Origin of the sequence: Streptomyces sp. Rer75 (assembly GCF_013414305.1) — a bacterium.
GTDB classification, from domain to species: Bacteria; Actinomycetota; Actinomycetes; order Streptomycetales; family Streptomycetaceae; genus Streptomyces; species Streptomyces himastatinicus.
On the sequence record NZ_CP058693.1, the window covers coordinates 3514713 to 3530440 of the forward strand.

A 15728-nucleotide genomic window follows, 5' to 3' on the forward strand; every position below is an offset into this window, starting at 1 on the left:
CTCCCTGCCCTCGTATCTACGGACCCTAACGCGCTGGTCGGCGGGCGCCATCCCGCATCAGGAACTGTTCGCTCTGAGCGCAGGTTCCGCGGGTCCGGGGCCCACCGGGCCCGGGGGACCTCACGGAACACGAACGGGCCCGGACGCGTGCAGACGTTCGGGCCCGTTCGTACGGGCTGTGGAGCGGCCAGGATCAGCCCTCGGCCTTGTCCTGCGCCTTCTCCTGCTCGGGAGCGGCCTCGGCGGCGGCCTCGGGGGCCTCGGGGGCCTCAGCGTCCGCCTCGGCGGCCTCATCGCCCTCGGCGGCGGCCTCGACCGTCTCGGCGGTCTCGTCCTCGTCGTCCAGGTCGACGGTCTCGCCCTTGTCGTCCACGACCTTGGCGGCCTCGACCACGACCGCGAGCGCCTTGCCGCGGGCGACCTCGCCCACGAGCATCGGCACCTGGCCGCCCTCGACGACCTGCTGGGCGAACTGGTCGGGGCTCATGCCGGAGGACTGCGCACGGCGCATCAGGTGCTCGGTGAGCTCCTCCTGGCCGACGGACAGCTTCTCCTTGTTGACCAGCTCGTCGAGGACGAACTGGGTCCGGATGCCCTTCTCGGCCTGCTCCTTGAGCTCGGCGTCGAACTCCTCGGCGGACTTGCTCTGAAGCTCCAGGTAGGACTCCAGGTTCAGGCCCATCTGGCCGAGCTGGTGGTGCTCCAGGTTGTGCTTCCGGGTCTGGATCTCGTCCTCGAGCAGCTTCTCGGGGATCGGCACCTCGACCAGCTCCAGGAGGGCGTCCAGCACCTTCTCCTGCGCCTGGGTGGCCTGGTCGTACTTCTTCGACTGCTCCAGCCGCTTGCGGCTGTCCTCGCGCAGCTCCTCGAGGGTGTCGAACTCGCTGGCCAGCTGGGCGAAGTCGTCGTCCAGCTCGGGCAGCTCCCGGGCCTTGACCTCGTTCACCTTGACGGAGACCTCGGCCTCCTTGCCCTGCGCGGAGCCGCCCTTCAGCTCGGAGGTGAAGGTGGCGGTGCCACCGGCCTCCAGGCCGGTCACGGCCTCGTCGATGCCGTCGAGCAGCTCACCGGAGCCGATGGTGTAGGTGACGCCCTCGGCGACGCCGTCCTCCAGCACCTCGCCGTCGACCTTGGCCTCCAGGTCGATCACGACGATGTCGCCCTCGGCGGCGGCGCGCTCGACGGGGCTGGTGGTGGCGAAGCGGTCGCGCAGCTGCTCGACCGACTTGTCGATGTCCTCGTCCGAGACCTCGACGGAGTCGACGGTGACCTCGATGCCGGAGTAGTCCGGGATCTCGATCGACGGACGGATGTCCACCTCGGCGGTGAACGTCAGCAGCTCGTTGTCCTTGAGCTCCGTGATGTCGACCTCGGGCTGCCCGAGCGGGTTCAGCTCACCTTCGTTGACCGCGTCGGTGTAGAACTTCGGGAGGGCGTCGTTGACGGCCTCCTCCAGCACCGCGCCGCGGCCGAAACGCTGGTCGATGATGCGGGCCGGAATCTTGCCCTTACGGAAGCCAGGCACCGTGACCTGCTGGTTGATCTTCTTGTACGCCGCGTCGAGGCTGGGCTTGAGCTCCTCGAAGGGCACCTCGACAGTGAGCCGAACCCGGGTCGGGTTCAGGTTCTCCACGGCGCTCTTCACGGTTCGGTCTCCTTGGGGCTGACGTGTGGTGTTCTGCTGCCTCGCACTGATGCTTCGCAGCGGATCGCGCCCGGTAAAGAAAGACACAGACGCGCAGCTTGCATAGTAACCGCAAGCATGACGCGGCCCACAACGCGATCTTGACGCCTGTGGATGGTCGGGGTGGCCGGATTCGAACCGACGACCTTCCGCTCCCAAAGCGGACGCGCTACCAAGCTGCGCCACACCCCGTCGGTGCGACACGTAGGGTACATGGCCGCGGACGCCCCGGCTGCCGTTATTCCACCGGTGGGCAAGGGTGTGCAGGAAAGGGCCCGGACCCGCTACGATGCTTCCCGTGCCGCGGCCCAGGTGATCAGACCTGGGCGACGCGCGGCGCGTGCGGGCGTAGCTCAATGGTAGAGCCCCAGTCTTCCAAACTGGCTACGCGGGTTCGATTCCCGTCGCCCGCTCCACGACGCACGACGGCCCGGCCCCGAGGGATCCCTCGGGGCCGGGCCGTCGGCGTATTCAGAGATTGATGTCGCTGATGGAGCTGGCGACCGAGTCGAGGAAGTCCTGGATGTTGGGTGCCAGGTCGGAAGAGGCCAGCAAAAAGCCGAAGAGCGCGGCGACGAGCGCCGGCCCCGCCTTCATCTTCCCGGCGCGGATCATCAGTACGAGGATGATCCCTACCAGCACCACCAATGACAGGGAAATGACCACAGCTGATCACGCTTCCTCGGTCGCTCATGTCTTCACCCGGCCCCGGAAGCACGCGACCTCGCACACCCCCGCTGCAACCATCGTGCCATCAACTACGGCTCCACAGCAGCAGGGTGAGGTGATCACCTGCGTCGGCGCACACCACACCCACCCTGGTGGTACCCCGTCAAGAATCCCTCACACGGGCGGACACGGGTGACGCTCCCCACAATTCCGCGGGGTATCCGAGAGGTCACGTGAGAGACCGCACACGGATCAATTTTCGACCTGATCACATATCCCGGATGGGAATTCCGATTTCCATGAAGCAGACATTCCGCCGGAGATACTCGGGGGGCATATGCACCATTTAAGGGGGATGAAACCCGACAGAACGGACAGTCTCGTTCCTCATATCGAACAACCGGATCGCTATGTCGACTTGATAACGGTCAGCTATCGGCCGGAGTGTGAACCGTATTACTGGGGAAGACCTGGACGAGGTTTTACGCATTAGAGGTTTCGGCGCTATCGTGCCTCAGATGTTCCACGCTGCCATCTCTCCCCCACGCGCAGTGCGGTCCCGGGTGCTTTCCCCCAGCTCCTGGTGGGAGGGCCTGTGACCAACTCCCTGCGCCCGCACGGTTCCCAGCGGTCCCCGCTCCCCCCGGCCCGGGAGGCCGAGGCCGGGGCGCCCCCCACACCGCAGCGCGAAGAAGCAGGGCGTCAGGCGACTCCGCCCGCCGCCAGCGCCCCTGCCGGGCCGAAGCCGAAGCAGCGGGACGCGTTCTTCGACAACGCGAAGTACCTCGCGATCGTGCTGGTCGCGATGGCCCACTCGTGGGAGCCGCTCACCGACACCAGCCGCTCCGCGGAAGCGCTGTACATGACCGTGTACACCTTCCACATGCCGGCTTTCATCATCATCTCCGGCTTCTTCTCCCGCAGCTTCGACATGCGGCCGGACCGGCTCAAGCGGCTCATCACCGGGGTCGCGGTGCCGTACGTGCTGTTCGAGGTCGCGTACAGCTTGTTCAAGCGCTGGGCCGACGACGACCCGGGCCACCCGATCAGCCTGCTCGACCCCTGGTACCTGACCTGGTTCCTGGTCGCGCTGTTCGTGTGGCGGCTGACCACGCCGATCTGGAAGCTGGTGCGCTGGCCGGTCCCGCTCTCGCTGGCGATCGCCACTCTGGCGTCCGTCTCGCCCGACATCGGCGACGACCTCGACCTCCAGCGGGTCCTCCAGTTCCTGCCGTTCTTCGTCATCGGCCTGTGCATGAAGCCCGAGCACTTCCAGCGGATGCGGGGCCCGAAGATGCGGATGGCGTCGGTACCGATCGTCGCGTGCGCCCTGCTCTTCGCCTACTGGGCGGCGCCCCGGATGAACTCGGCCTGGTTCTACCACCGCGACAGCGTCCAGGAGCTGGCCGCCCCGGCGTGGACCGGCCCCGTGATGACCCTGGCCATGTTCGGCTGCTCGATGGTCCTCACCGCGTGCTTCTTCGCCTGGGTGCCGCGGCGCCACATGTGGTTCACGGTGCTCGGCGCCGGGACGCTGTACGGCTACCTGCTGCACGGCTTCCTCGCCAAGGGCTCCCGCTTCTGGGGCTGGTTCGACATCGACTGGCTGCACAAGCCGCTGGGTGAGATCACCGTCACCGTCGTCGCCGCCACCGTCATCACCGTGCTGTGCACCCCGCCGGTACAGCGCGCCTTCCGCTTCGCGATGGAGCCGAAGATGAAGTGGGCCTTCCGCAAGGACCCCGCCGAGCAGGCCCGTCACCGTACGGCCGCCTGACGGCTCGAAGATCGCCCGAAGGGGCCGGGACCGCATGGTCCCGGCCCCTTCGCCGTGTCCCGTACCAGTACGGGCATCCGGTCGGCGATCTCGTGCGCGGGGGCGCGGGTGAGCCGGTCGGCGATCGCGCCGTCCGTGAGTAACAGCACCCGATCGGCGTAGCTCGCGGCCACCGGGTCGTGCGTGACCATCACCACGGTCGCGCCGAGCGCGTCCACCGCGTGCCGCAGCAGCCCGAGCACCTCGGCGGCGGTGACGGTCGGTGGCGGTCGGGGCGGGCGCCGGCGAGCCGCATCGGGAGCAGCACGTTCTGCGAACTTGTTCTCGCTCAGTCCGGTGATGTCGGTGCCGCCGGGCGTGACGGACCCGGCGGTCGGCCGGTCGAGCCCGGCGGCGCAGATGGCGTGGGTGGCAGGGGCGGGGTGCGGTGCCGGGGGCGCCGCTGTCGTACGCCGCCGCCGTACCGGGGTGGGGTTGACCCCCGGTAAGGCGGCCCTACTGGCGGCAGATCAGCAGGAGTGCCCGGTCGTCGTTGACGTCCTTCGCGACCGTCTCGATCAGGTGCCAGGCCGCGCCGTGGAAGCCGGAGGCGACGTAGCGGTCGGCCTCGCCCGTCAGGTGGTCGATGCCCTCGCTGATGTCGCGGTCGGCGGTCTCGACGAGGCCGTCGGTGAACAGCATCAGGACGTCACCGGGGCGCAGGGTGCCCTTGGTGGGGTCGAACTGGGCGCCGTCGTAGACGCCGAGCAGCGGGCCGTCGGCGGACTTCTCCTCCCACTTGCCGGTGCCCGCGCTGAGCTGGAGCGCGGGCAGATGACCGGCCGAGAACAGCTCGAAGTCGCCGCTGTCGAGGTCGAGTACGAGGTGGACGGAGGTCGCGAAGCCCTCTTCCCAGTCCTGGCGCAGCAGATAGCCGTTGGCGGCCGGGAGGAAGCCGTGCGGGGGCAGCGAGCCGAGGAGGCCGCCGAAGGCGCCGGAGAGCAGGAGGGCGCGGGAGGCGGCGTCCATGCCCTTGCCGGAGACGTCGGTGAGGACGACTTCGAGGGTGCGGCCGCCGTTGCCGGTGCGGGCGGCGACCACGAAGTCGCCGGAGAAGGACTGGCCGCCGGCCGGGCGGAGGGCCATCTCGCGGTGCCAGCCACGCGGCAGGGCGGGCAGTTTGCTCTGGACGCGGATGCGCTCGCGCAGGTCGAAGAGCATGGTGCCGCCGCGCCGCCAGGGCACGCCGACCCGGCTGCGGAACTGGGCGATGAGCAGCCCGGAGAAGCCGACGGCGGCGACCACGAGGATGGTGCCGGGGGTGACCCGGGCGGAGGTGTCCTCCTCGGTGTACGGGCCGAGGACGGCGGACTCCACGATGAGGGCGGTGGCGGCGGCCGCGTACAGGGTGAGCAGGCTGGCGGGGCGCAGCAGCAGTCCGCCCGCGACGATCGGCAGGACGAGGGCGGAGGGGGCGCACCAGTCGGGGGTGGCGATGGTGCCGCAGGCGATGGCGGGGACGGCGAGGAGCAGCAGGGTGAGGGCGAGCCGGTCGGAGCCCTCGCCGCGGAAGTAGTCGACTCCGGCTTTGCGCACGCCTGTGCGAGCCCGGTGCAGAGCTTTGCGCATCCGGGCCATCGGAGTGTCCGCGCCGCCAGTCATTGCATCGGGACCCTACCCACCCGTTCGGACGCGCGTCGATTCGTGGCGCGTTGAACCACCCAGCCAGGGGGGCAATCGTAAGCGATATTCGTGCGCGTGTACGGGAAACCGCTGCTGGGGATGGGGATATGAGCGCGGAGCCGGGGACGCTCGATCGGCTGTTTGGGATGATTGGTACGGAAAGCAGGCACTCCCCTTCGGAGTCGTACCCCGTCCGCCGGAGAAATCCGCGGTACGGCGGGAGTTGACCGAATGCGAGCGCTCCATCGGGACCCCGGACGACGGGCGGGCAGGTGGTCCCATCTGACGGAGCGTCGGCGGCCGCGCCCTACGACTGCTGGCAAGCGGGGCACCAGAACAGGTTCCGGGCCGCGAGCCCGGCGGTGCGGATCTCACCGCCGCAGACGTGACAGGGCTGCCCGGCCCGGCGGTAGACGTAGACCTCGCCGCCGTGGTCGTCGACGCGCGGGGGGCGGCCCATGGCCTCGGGGGTGTGCTCGGGGCGGACCGTGTCGATCCGGTTGTTCCGTACGCCCTCGCGCATCAGCTCCGCGAGGTCGGACCAGATCGCGTCCCATTCGTCGCGGGCCAGCCCGCGGCCCGGGCGGTACGGGTCGATGCCGTGCCGGAACAGCACCTCGGCGCGGTAGACGTTGCCCACGCCCGAGACCACCTTCTGGTCCATGAGCAGCGCGGCCACGCTGACCCGGCTGCGGGAGATCCGGGTCCAGGCGTCGCCGCCGTCGTCGTCGGGGCGCAGCGGATCGGGCCCGAGGCGGTCGTGGATCGCCTGTTTCTCGGGCTCGGTGATCAGCGCGCAGGCGGTCGGCCCGCGCAGGTCCGCGTACCCCCCGGGGCCCGCCAGCCGCAGCCGTACGGTCTCGGTGGACGGCGGGGCGGGGGCCGGGCCGAAGGTGTACTTGCCGAACAGCCCGAGGTGGACGTGGACCCAGCCGGTGGCGGCGAAGTCCAGGAAGAGGTGCTTGCCGTGCGCCTCGGCGTGCTGGAGCACCTGCCCGTCCACGAGGGCCGCCCCGTCGGCGAACTTGCCCTGGGGGCTGGTGGCACGAACGGGCCGGCCGCCGAACCGGTCGAGGTGGTCGGCGGCCAGTCGGTGGATGGTGTGCCCTTCGGGCATCAGTCGCCGGCGGGGTGGTGGGCCGGGACGGGCGGCAGGTCGCCGGTGGTCTCGTAGTCGGCGAGCATGGCGATGCGGCGGGTGTGCCGCTCCTCGCCCGAGTACGGGGTGCCCAGGAAGATCTCGACGAACTTGGTCGCCTCGTCCTGGGTGTGCATGCGCCCGCCGATGCTGATCACGTTGGCGTCGTTGTGCTCGCGCGCGAGGGCGGCGGTCTGCTCGCTCCAGGCCAGTGCGGCGCGTACGCCCTTGACCTTGTTCGCCGCGATCTGCTCGCCGTTGCCGGAACCGCCGATCACGATGCCGAGGCTGTCGGCGTCGGCGGCGGTCCGCTCGGCCGCGCGCAGGCAGAACGGCGGGTAGTCGTCCTGGGCGTCGTAGATGTGCGGGCCGCAGTCGACGGGGTCATGACCGCCCGCCCGGAGCCACTCCACGAGGTGGTTCTTCAGTTCGTATCCGGCATGATCGGAGCCGAGGTACACGCGCATGCCCTGAGTGTGGCATGGCCGTGTCTTTCCCGCCGAGCCGGGTAGGCGCTCTGTGATTACCACGCAACACCAAGGAACCTCATGGAAACCTCAAGTAACAATTTGAAATCGAAGGTTCACCTGTCGGTTCTCCTGAGATTCACTGGCGTCGCTCCTATTCCGGAAGCAAAGGATCGAGCCATATGAGCGCACAACCAGCGACCTCCCCCGACGGCCTGAAGGCCGGGCTCAAGAATCGCCACCTGTCCATGATCGCGATTGGCGGGGTGATCGGCGCCGGGCTGTTCGTCGGCTCCAGCGCCGGCATCGCCAAGGCCGGACCGGGCATCCTCGTCTCCTACGCACTCGTCGGCCTCATGGTCGTCCTCGTGATGCGCATGCTGGGCGAGATGGCCGCCGCGAACCCGACCTCGGGCTCCTTCTCCGCCTATGCCGACCGGGCGCTCGGCCGCTGGGCGGGCTTCTCGATCGGCTGGCTCTACTGGTTCTTCTGGGTCGTGGTGCTGGCGGTCGAGGCGACCGCCGGTGCCAAGATCCTGGAGGAGTGGTGGCCCGCCGTACCCCAGTGGGGCTGGGCGCTGATCGTGATGGTCGTGCTCACCGCCGCCAACCTGGTCTCGGTCTCCTCCTACGGTGAGTTCGAGTTCTGGTTCGCCGGGATCAAGGTCGTCGCGATCGCCGCCTTCATCGTCATCGGCGGGCTCGCGGTCTTCGGCCTCCTGCCCGGCTCCGAGAACGAGGGCGCGGGACTGGCCCACCTCACCGACCACAGCGGCTTCCTGCCCAACGGTCCGGGCGCGATCCTCACCGGTGTGCTGCTGGTCGTCTTCTCCTTCATGGGCAGCGAGATCGTCACCCTGGCCGCCGGTGAGTCCGAGGACCCGGAGCGGGCCGTCTCCAAGGCCACCAACAGCGTGATCTGGCGTATCGCGGTCTTCTACCTGGGCTCGATCTTCGTCGTGGTCACCCTGCTGCCCTGGGACTCCAAGTCGATCGCCAAGGACGGGTCGTACGTCGCCGCGCTCGAGTCGATCGGCATTCCGCACGCCGGTCAGGTCATGAACGTCATCGTGCTGACCGCCGTGCTCTCCTGTCTCAACTCCGGCCTCTACACCGCCTCCCGGATGGCCTTCTCGCTCGGGCAGCGCGGTGACGCGCCGGCCTCGTTCGCGAAGACCACCGCGCGCGGTGTGCCGCAGGCCGCGATCCTCGGCTCGGTCGTCTTCGGCTTCGTCGCGGTCTGGTTCAACTACCAGTGGCCGGACACGGTCTTCGAGTTCCTGCTGAACTCCTCCGGCGCGGTCGCGCTCTTCGTCTGGCTGGTGATCTGCTTCACCCAGCTGCGGATGCGCGGCATCATCCTGCGCGAGAGCCCGGACAAGCTCGTCGTCCGGATGTGGGGCTTCCCGTATCTGACCTGGGCGACCATCGGGATGATCTCGTTCGTGCTGGTCTACATGCTCACCGACGACGCCGGACGCGAGCAGGTGCTGCTGTCCACCCTGGCGGCGGTGCTCGTGGTGGGCTTCGCGCTGGTACGGGACCGGGTCGCCGGGCCCAAGCCGGTCGCCGCGGCCGAGACCTCCTCCAAGGAGTCCGAGTCCGTGGCCCCGTAGCCCTCGGTACCGGATATGCGTCGGGCGGGCTGGAGGACCAGCCCGCCCGACGCGTTCCCAAAGGGGTGACGCTCAGCCGCGGCGGCCCACCAGCTTCCAGGCGGCCGGCAGCGCGCCCATCGCCAGCGCGGCCTTCAGCGCGTCCCCGACCAGGAACGGGGTCAGACCGGCGGCCACCGCCTGACCGAGGGAGATGTCCGTGGCCAGCGCGAGGTACGGAACGCCGATCGCGTAGATGATCGCGGAGCCGACCGCCATGGTGCCCACGGTGCGCAGCGCGCCCCGGTCACCGCCGCGCCGCGCCAGGGCGCCCACCACGGTCGCGGCGAGCAGCATGCCCAGCACATACCCGAAGGACGGCATGGCGGCGCCGGAGTCGCCCTCGGCGAACCAGGGCATGCCCGCCATCCCGGCCAGCGCGTACAGCGCGAGCGACAGGAAGCCCCGGCGGGCCCCGAGCGAGGTGCCCACCAGCAGCGCGGCGAACGTCTGGCCGGTCACCGGCACCGGCGAGCCGGGCACGGGCACCGAGATCTGCGCGGCGAGGCCGGTGAGCACGGCGCCGCCCACGACGAGCGCGGTGTCACGGGCGAGAACGCGCCGCGCGGGGAAGACCGCGTCGGCGAGGACCGTACCGGTCGAGGCGGTGGCAGAAACAGTGCTCATCAGCGGAACTCCGAGGTCAGGAGGCGGTGGACTACGCGACGGTAACCCGGCGCGGAGCGGCCGCACACCATCGGATGGCCACAAAGGCCGGGCCCCGGGCTTGGCGGCTTCGGCAGATTGGTGCACAGATTGGCGCGATACGGAGCGTGACCATCATGTCCGATATCCAGAAAAGTTTGACATCAATGTTGTCCTGATCGGACGCACACCTCACACTGGGGGCGTTTTGCATCCGCCCGCCCCTCACACAAGGGACAGAGACCAGCCATGAACCCGACACCTGCGTCCTCCGCGCCGCAGAGCGGCACGAAGGCGACCGACGCGGGCGCGGACGCCTCGCGACCGCTCTCGCACGGCCTCAAGCAGCGCCATCTGTCGATGATCGCCCTGGGCGGGGTCATCGGCGCCGGACTGTTCGTCGGCTCCGGTGCCGGAATCGCCGCCGCCGGGCCCTCGATCATCCTCGCCTACGCGCTCTCCGGGCTGCTCGTGATGCTCGTGATGCGGATGCTCGGCGAGATGTCGGCGGCCAACCCGGCCTCCGGTTCGTTCTCCGTGCACGCCGAGCGCTCGATCGGGCCGTGGGCCGGATTCACCGTCGGCTGGATGTTCTGGACGCTGCTGTGCGTGGGCATCGCCGCCGAGGCGATCGGCGCGGCCGGGATCATGGTCCACTGGTTCCCTGGCACCGACTCCTGGATGTGGGTCGCCGTCTTCATGGCGATCTTCTGCGGCACCAACCTCGCGGCCGTCAGCAACTTCGGCGAGTTCGAGTTCTGGTTCGCCGCGCTGAAGATCGCCGCGATCACCGTCTTCCTCATCCTGGGCGTCCTCGCCATCATGGGCGCCCTCCCCGGCACCGACGCCCCCGGCGGCAGCAACCTCACCGGCGAGGGCGGCTTCATGCCCAACGGCGCGAACGGCCTCGTCGTCGGCCTGCTGGCCTCCGTCTTCGCCTACGGCGGCCTGGAGACGGTGACGATCGCGGCGGCCGAGTCCGAGAACCCGGTCAAGAGCGTCGCCGGCGCCGTGCGCACCGCGATGTGGCGCATCGCCCTCTTCTACGTCGGCTCGATGATCGTCGTGGTCACGGTCATCCCGTGGAACGACGCGGCCGTCGTCAAGGACGGCCCGTACGTGGCGGTCCTCGACCACCTCGACATCCCCGCGGCCGGCAACATCATGAACGTCATCGTGCTGATCGCCCTGCTCTCCGCGATGAACGCCAACATCTACGGCGCCTCCCGCATGTCCTACTCCCTCGTCGTCCGCGGCGAGGGCCCCGCCGTCCTCGGCCGGGTCTACGGCGGCGTCCCCCGCCTCACCGTGCTCGCCTCGTCCTTCTTCGGCTTCGTCGCGGTGCTGCTCAGCTACTGGTGGCCGGACACCATCTTCAAGTGGCTCCTCAACATGGTCGGCGCCGCGGTGCTGGTCGTCTGGGCCTTCATCGCCGTCTCCCAGCTCGTGATGCGCCGCCGCCTCCAGCGCGAGGCCCCCGAGAAGCTGGTGGTCAAGATGTGGCTCTTCCCGTACCTGACCTACGTCGCCCTGGCCGCCACCATCGCCGTCCTGCTCCTGATGCTCCGCGAGGACGACACCAGCACCCAGCTGTACTTCACGGTCGGCCTGACCGCGGTGCTCGCCCTCATCGGCTACGCGCGGCAGCGGGCGGTGGCCGGGCGGCACTGACCCTCAATCTCCTCCGCTTCCGAGGCGGGGCGGGTCCTCAGTCCGAGGACCCGCCCCGCCTCGGTCTTTTGGCGCAACCCTCGGGCCTCCACTGGCGGGAAAGACTCTTGCTGGTAGCGTGCAGTTGCAAGCTAATTGCAATAAGCGGGCTCCGGAGGGCTTGGCATGGCCATCTACACACTTCCTGAACTTCCGTACGACTACTCGGCGCTGGCCCCGGTCATCAGCCCCGAGATCATCGAGCTGCATCACGACAAGCACCACGCCACGTACGTGAAGGGCGCGAACGACACGCTGGAGCAGCTCGCGGAGGCGCGGGACAAGGACCAGTGGGGGTCGATCAACGGGCTGGAGAAGAACCTGGCCTTCCACTTGTCGGGCCACATCCTGCACAGCATCTACTGGACCAACATGACCGGTGACGGTGGTGGTGAGCCGCTGGAGAAGGACGGGGTGGGCGAGCTGGCCGATGCCATCGCCGAGCACTTCGGGTCCTTCGACCGGTTCAAGGCGCAGCTGTCCAAGGCGGCCGCGACCACCCAGGGGTCGGGGTGGGGTGTGCTGGCGTACGAGCCGGTGAGCGGGCGGCTGGTGGTGGAGCAGGTGTACGACCACCAGGGGAACGTGGGGCAGGGCTCGGTGCCGATCCTGGTCTTCGACGCCTGGGAGCACGCCTTCTACCTCCAGTACAAGAACCAGAAGGTGGACTTCATCGAGGCCATGTGGAAGGTCGTCAACTGGCAGGATGTCGCCCGCCGGTACACGGCGGCGAAGGAGCGCGCCCACAATCTGCTGCTGGCGCCGTGACAAGCCCCCTGCTCACGTGATCGCCTTCTCAACCTTCACGGGCAGGCGGAAAACAGGGCCCCCGCGCGGTCGAGTCGCGCGGGGGCCCTGCCGTATCGGGGTGCGGCGGTCCGGGTCAGTCGAAGATCGGGCCCACCGTGCGGGTGCGCTTGATCTCGTAGAAGCCGGGGATCGAGGCGACCATCAGGGTGCCGTCCCAGAGCCGGGCGGCGGCGTCGCCCTTGGGGGCCGGGGTGACGACCGGGCCGAAGAAGGCGATCTGCTCGCCGTCCGAGCCGGGGACGGCGATGACCGGGGTGCCGACCTCCTGGCCGACCAGGTCGATGCCCGCCTTGTGGGAGGCGCGCAGCTCGGTGTCGTAGGCGTCGGAGTCGGCCGCGTCCGCGAGGTCGGCGGGCAGCCCGGCCTCCTCCAGGGCGGCGACGATCGTCGCGCGGTCCTTCTCCAGGCCCTGGTTGTGGAAGCGGGTGCCGAGGGCGGTGTAGAGCGGGCCGAGGACGTCGCTGCCGTGCTTCTGCTCGGCGGCTATGCAGACCCGGACCGGGCCCCAGGCGGTCTTCATCAGCTCCTGGTACCGCTCGGGGAGCTCGTCCAGCTTGGGCTCGTTGAGCACGGCGAGGCTCATCACGTGCCAGCGCACCTCGACCGGGCGGACCTTTTCCACCTCGAGCATCCAGCGCGAGGTCATCCAGGCCCACGGACACAGCGGATCGAACCAGAAGTCGGCGGGAGTCTTGGCAGTCTCGGTCACGGTCTCTCCTCGGACGGGCAGGCGCGGATAAAGAGGTATCGAGAGTTGTCTCCTACGGACAACGTGGCCGGACCCGGGGACCATTCCCCGATGCCGAGCGTCAGTGCCGCGTGACATGATTCCCGCTGTCCGAATGGCGAGAGGGACACGAGGGGAGCCGCTACGTGCCCGGTGAGAACCTGACCCGTGATGAGGCCCGCGAGCGGGCGAGGCTGCTGTCGGTGGACGCGTACGACGTGGCCCTCGATCTGCGGTCCGCGGTCGGGGCGGATACCGGTCCGGGGCCGCGCACCTTCCGCTCGACGACGACCGTGCGCTTCAGCTGCGCCGAGCCGGGGGCCGCGTCCTTCGCGGACCTGGTGGCACCGGAGGTCGTCGCGGTGAAGCTCAACGGGCGGGAGCTGGACCCGGCGGCCGTCTTCGACGGGACCCGGATCGCCCTGGAGGGGCTCGCTGGGGAAAACGAGCTGGTGGTGGACGCGCGGTGCGCGTACAGCCGCACGGGAGAGGGGCTGCACCGCTTCGTGGACCCCGAGGACGGCGAGGTGTACCTCTACACCCAGTACGAGCCGGCCGACGCCTGCCGCGTCTTCGCCAACTTCGAACAGCCCGATCTGAAGGCGCCGTTCACCTTCTCGGTGACCGCCCCCGCGGGCTGGACGGTGCTGAGCAACGGGACGGTCGCCGGCGTCGAGCCGTCCGGGGACGGTGACGGGGCCGCGACCACCCGCTTCACCCCGACCCTGCCCATCTCGACGTACATCACGGCCGTCGTCGCGGGCCCGTACCACTACGTGAGCGACCGGTACCGCCGCACCCAGCCGGACGGCTCGGTGCTGGAGATCCCGCTCGGCGCGCTGTGCCGCAAGGGGCTCGCCAAGCACTTCGACGCGGACGACATCTTCACCGTCACCAAGCAGGGCCTGGACTTCTTCCACGACCACTTCGACTATCCGTACCCCTTCGGGAAGTACGACCAGGCGTTCGTGCCGGAGTACAACATCGGCGCGATGGAGAACCCGGGGTGCGTGACCTTCCGCGAGGAGTTCGTCTTCCGCGGCAAGGTCACCCAGGCGTCGTACGAGCAACGGGCGACGATCATCCTGCACGAGATGGCGCACATGTGGTTCGGCGATCTCGTCACCATGGAGTGGTGGGACGACCTGTGGCTCAAGGAGTCGTTCGCCGACTTCATGGGGGCCTTCGCGCTGGTCGGGGCGACCCGTTTCACCGACGGCTGGATCACCTTCGCCAACCGCCGCAAGTCCTGGGCGTACCGGGCCGACCAGCTGCCGTCCACCCATCCGGTCACGGCCGACATCCGGGACCTGGAGGACGCCAAGCTCAACTTCGACGGGATCACGTACGCCAAGGGCGCGTCCGTGCTCAAGCAGCTGGTGGCCTACGCCGGGCAGGACGCCTTCCTGGAGGGCTCCCGCCGGTACTTCAAGCGGCATGCGTACGGCAACACCCGGCTGGCCGATCTGCTGGCGGTGCTCACCGAGACCTCCGGCCGGGACATGGCGGCCTGGTCGCGGGCCTGGCTGGAGACCGCGGGGGTCAATGTGCTGACCCCGCAGGCCGTCTATGACGCCGAGGGGCACATCACCGAGCTGGCCGTCCTCCAGGAGGCCGGGTCCGACACTCATCCCTCACTGCGCCCGCACCGGGTCGCGGTCGGGCTGTACCGGAAGGACGCGGCCGCCGGGGAGCGCGCCGGGGCGCTGGTGCGGTACGCCCGCGCCGAGGTGGACGTCGACGGCCCCCGCACGGTCGTCACCGAGCTGACCGGGGCGGAGCGGCCCGATCTGATCCTGGTCAACGACGAGGACCTCACCTACTGCAAGATCCGCTTCGACGAGGTCTCGCTGGACACCCTGCGCGAGCGCCTGGGCGAGCTGAGCGACCCGCTCGCCCGCGCGCTGTGCTGGTCCGCGCTGTGGAACCTCACCCGGGACGGGCTGATGCCCGCCCGCGACTACCTCGCGCTGGTGGAGCGGTTCGCCGGGGCGGAGACCGACATCGGCGTGCTCCAGATGGTCCAGGCGTGGGCGCAGTCGGCCCTCCATCACTACAGCGCACCCGGGCACCGGGCGGAGGCCGGGGCCCGGATCGCCGAGGGCGCGCTGCGCGAGCTGCGGCTCGCCGCGCCGGGCAGCGGACACCAGCTCGCCTGGGCGCGGTTCTTCGCCCAGGTCGCCTCCGCCGACACCGAGCTGCGGATGCTGCGCGGGCTGCTGGACGGCTCGGCGCGGATCGACGGGCTCGATGTGGACCAGGAACTGCGCTGGACGTTCCTGGCGTCGCTCGCCGCGCAGGGAGAGGCCGACGAGAAGGCGATCGCGGCGGAGCTGTCCCGTGACGACACCGCGTCCGGCAAGCGCCATCAGGTGCGTTCGCTGGCCGCCCGGCCCTCGGCCGCGGTCAAGGCCGAGGCGTGGGCGGCGGTGGTGGACACCGACCGGCTCTCGAACGCGCTGGTGGAGGCCACCATCGCGGGCTTCGACCAGCCGAACCAGCGCGAGCTGCTGACCCCGTACGCGCCGCGCTACTTCGAGGCGATCGAGCGCATCTGGCAGGAGCGGTCGATCGAGATCGCCATGGCGATCGTGCGCGGGCTGTTCCCGTCCACGCAGGGCGACGCCACCACCCTGGCGGCGACAGACGCCTGGCTGACCGGCCACCCGGAGGCGCCGTCCGCGCTGCGCCGGCTGGTGCTGGAGTCCCGCGACGACCTCGCGCGGACCCTGCGCGGGCAGGAGTGCGACGCGCGGGCCGCCGGATGACCGACCGCGGCGGGGG

13 protein-coding genes and 2 tRNA genes are annotated in these 15728 nt (G+C 69.6%); 6 read left to right on the forward strand and 9 right to left on the reverse strand.

The window, feature by feature from the left end; genetic code table 11:
• Positions 1 to 193: 193 nt before the first annotated feature.
• Together tig and HYQ63_RS15010 are read right to left on the reverse strand one after the other, a co-directional pair.
• Positions 194 to 1645: a trigger factor gene (tig, locus tag HYQ63_RS15005; RefSeq protein ID WP_179934276.1), complete on the reverse strand. Its 1452-nt coding sequence runs from the start codon at positions 1643 to 1645 to the stop codon at positions 194 to 196.
• Between the two features lie 154 nt (positions 1646 to 1799).
• Positions 1800 to 1876, reverse strand: a tRNA-Pro gene (locus HYQ63_RS15010).
• A 150-nt stretch (positions 1877 to 2026) separates the two neighbouring features.
• Here HYQ63_RS15010 and HYQ63_RS15015 point away from each other — a divergent pair.
• Positions 2027 to 2100 (forward strand) — tRNA-Gly (locus HYQ63_RS15015).
• Positions 2101 to 2155: 55 nt separating this feature from the next.
• Here the strand turns inward: HYQ63_RS15015 and HYQ63_RS15020 are convergent.
• Positions 2156 to 2350: a hypothetical protein gene (locus HYQ63_RS15020; RefSeq protein WP_063734160.1), complete on the reverse strand. Its 195-nt coding sequence runs from the start codon at positions 2348 to 2350 to the stop codon at positions 2156 to 2158.
• Between the two features lie 598 nt (positions 2351 to 2948).
• Here HYQ63_RS15020 and HYQ63_RS15025 point away from each other — a divergent pair.
• Positions 2949 to 4130 carry an acyltransferase family protein gene (locus HYQ63_RS15025; RefSeq protein ID WP_179934277.1) on the forward strand — a complete coding sequence of 394 codons (1182 nt, stop codon included), beginning with the start codon at positions 2949 to 2951 and terminating at the stop codon, positions 4128 to 4130.
• Here the strand turns inward: HYQ63_RS15025 and HYQ63_RS46020 are convergent.
• The 4 genes from HYQ63_RS46020 to HYQ63_RS15045 all read right to left on the reverse strand — a co-directional run bounded on the left by HYQ63_RS46020 (position 4112) and on the right by HYQ63_RS15045 (position 7397).
• The gene (locus HYQ63_RS46020) at positions 4112 to 4372 is read right to left on the reverse strand and encodes a hypothetical protein (RefSeq protein WP_373689086.1); all 261 of its coding nucleotides are present in this window, start codon (positions 4370 to 4372) and stop codon (positions 4112 to 4114) included. The genes HYQ63_RS15025 and HYQ63_RS46020 overlap by 19 nt on opposite strands.
• A gap of 253 nt (positions 4373 to 4625) precedes the next feature.
• Complete coding sequence (locus HYQ63_RS15035; RefSeq protein WP_179934278.1) at positions 4626 to 5771, reverse strand: PP2C family protein-serine/threonine phosphatase; 1146 nt, start codon at positions 5769 to 5771, stop codon at positions 4626 to 4628.
• Between the two features lie 328 nt (positions 5772 to 6099).
• Positions 6100 to 6909, reverse strand: a complete 810-nt coding sequence (locus HYQ63_RS15040) for an Fpg/Nei family DNA glycosylase (RefSeq protein ID WP_179934279.1) — start codon at positions 6907 to 6909, stop codon at positions 6100 to 6102.
• Positions 6909 to 7397, reverse strand: a complete 489-nt coding sequence (locus HYQ63_RS15045) for a ribose-5-phosphate isomerase (RefSeq protein WP_179934280.1) — start codon at positions 7395 to 7397, stop codon at positions 6909 to 6911. Before HYQ63_RS15045 ends, HYQ63_RS15040 begins: the two co-directional genes overlap by 1 nt.
• Before the next feature lie 182 nt (positions 7398 to 7579).
• Here HYQ63_RS15045 and HYQ63_RS15050 point away from each other — a divergent pair, with 182 nt between their 5' ends.
• Positions 7580 to 9013 (forward strand): amino acid permease, encoded by a 1434-nt coding sequence (locus HYQ63_RS15050; protein WP_179934281.1) that lies wholly within the window; start codon positions 7580 to 7582, stop codon positions 9011 to 9013.
• A gap of 72 nt (positions 9014 to 9085) precedes the next feature.
• Here the strand turns inward: HYQ63_RS15050 and HYQ63_RS15055 are convergent, their stop codons facing one another.
• Entirely contained in the window at positions 9086 to 9679 is a 594-nt protein-coding gene (locus HYQ63_RS15055; protein ID WP_179934282.1) for a biotin transporter BioY, read from the reverse strand.
• Positions 9680 to 9946: 267 nt separating this feature from the next.
• On the opposite strand from HYQ63_RS15055, the gene HYQ63_RS15060 reads away from it, so the two are divergent.
• Both HYQ63_RS15060 and HYQ63_RS15065 read left to right on the forward strand, forming a co-directional pair.
• Complete coding sequence (locus tag HYQ63_RS15060; RefSeq protein WP_179934283.1) at positions 9947 to 11368, forward strand: amino acid permease; 1422 nt, start codon at positions 9947 to 9949, stop codon at positions 11366 to 11368.
• Positions 11369 to 11533: 165 nt separating this feature from the next.
• The gene (locus HYQ63_RS15065; RefSeq protein ID WP_179934284.1) at positions 11534 to 12175 is read left to right on the forward strand and encodes a superoxide dismutase; all 642 of its coding nucleotides are present in this window, start codon (positions 11534 to 11536) and stop codon (positions 12173 to 12175) included.
• Between the two features lie 115 nt (positions 12176 to 12290).
• Here HYQ63_RS15065 and HYQ63_RS15070 read toward each other — a convergent pair whose 3' ends face one another.
• Positions 12291 to 12926: a DsbA family protein gene (locus HYQ63_RS15070; protein WP_179934285.1), complete on the reverse strand. Its 636-nt coding sequence runs from the start codon at positions 12924 to 12926 to the stop codon at positions 12291 to 12293.
• Positions 12927 to 13090: 164 nt separating this feature from the next.
• Here HYQ63_RS15070 and pepN point away from each other — a divergent pair, with 164 nt between their 5' ends.
• The gene (pepN, locus tag HYQ63_RS15075) at positions 13091 to 15712 is read left to right on the forward strand and encodes an aminopeptidase N (RefSeq protein WP_179934286.1); all 2622 of its coding nucleotides are present in this window, start codon (positions 13091 to 13093) and stop codon (positions 15710 to 15712) included.
• Positions 15713 to 15728 lie beyond the last annotated feature (16 nt).

Coding starts and splice junctions, on each gene's coding strand:
- HYQ63_RS15045 (WP_179934280.1), bottom strand. CDS start 7,397: ATGCGCGTGTACCTCGGCTCCGATCATGCCGGATACGAACTGAAGAAC.
- HYQ63_RS15035 (WP_179934278.1), bottom strand. CDS start 5,771: ATGACTGGCGGCGCGGACACTCCGATGGCCCGGATGCGCAAAGCTCTG.
- HYQ63_RS15050 (WP_179934281.1), top strand. CDS start 7,580: ATGAGCGCACAACCAGCGACCTCCCCCGACGGCCTGAAGGCCGGGCTC.
- HYQ63_RS15040 (WP_179934279.1), bottom strand. CDS start 6,909: ATGCCCGAAGGGCACACCATCCACCGACTGGCCGCCGACCACCTCGAC.
- HYQ63_RS15055 (WP_179934282.1), bottom strand. CDS start 9,679: ATGAGCACTGTTTCTGCCACCGCCTCGACCGGTACGGTCCTCGCCGAC.
- HYQ63_RS15065 (WP_179934284.1), top strand. CDS start 11,534: ATGGCCATCTACACACTTCCTGAACTTCCGTACGACTACTCGGCGCTG.
- HYQ63_RS15060 (WP_179934283.1), top strand. CDS start 9,947: ATGAACCCGACACCTGCGTCCTCCGCGCCGCAGAGCGGCACGAAGGCG.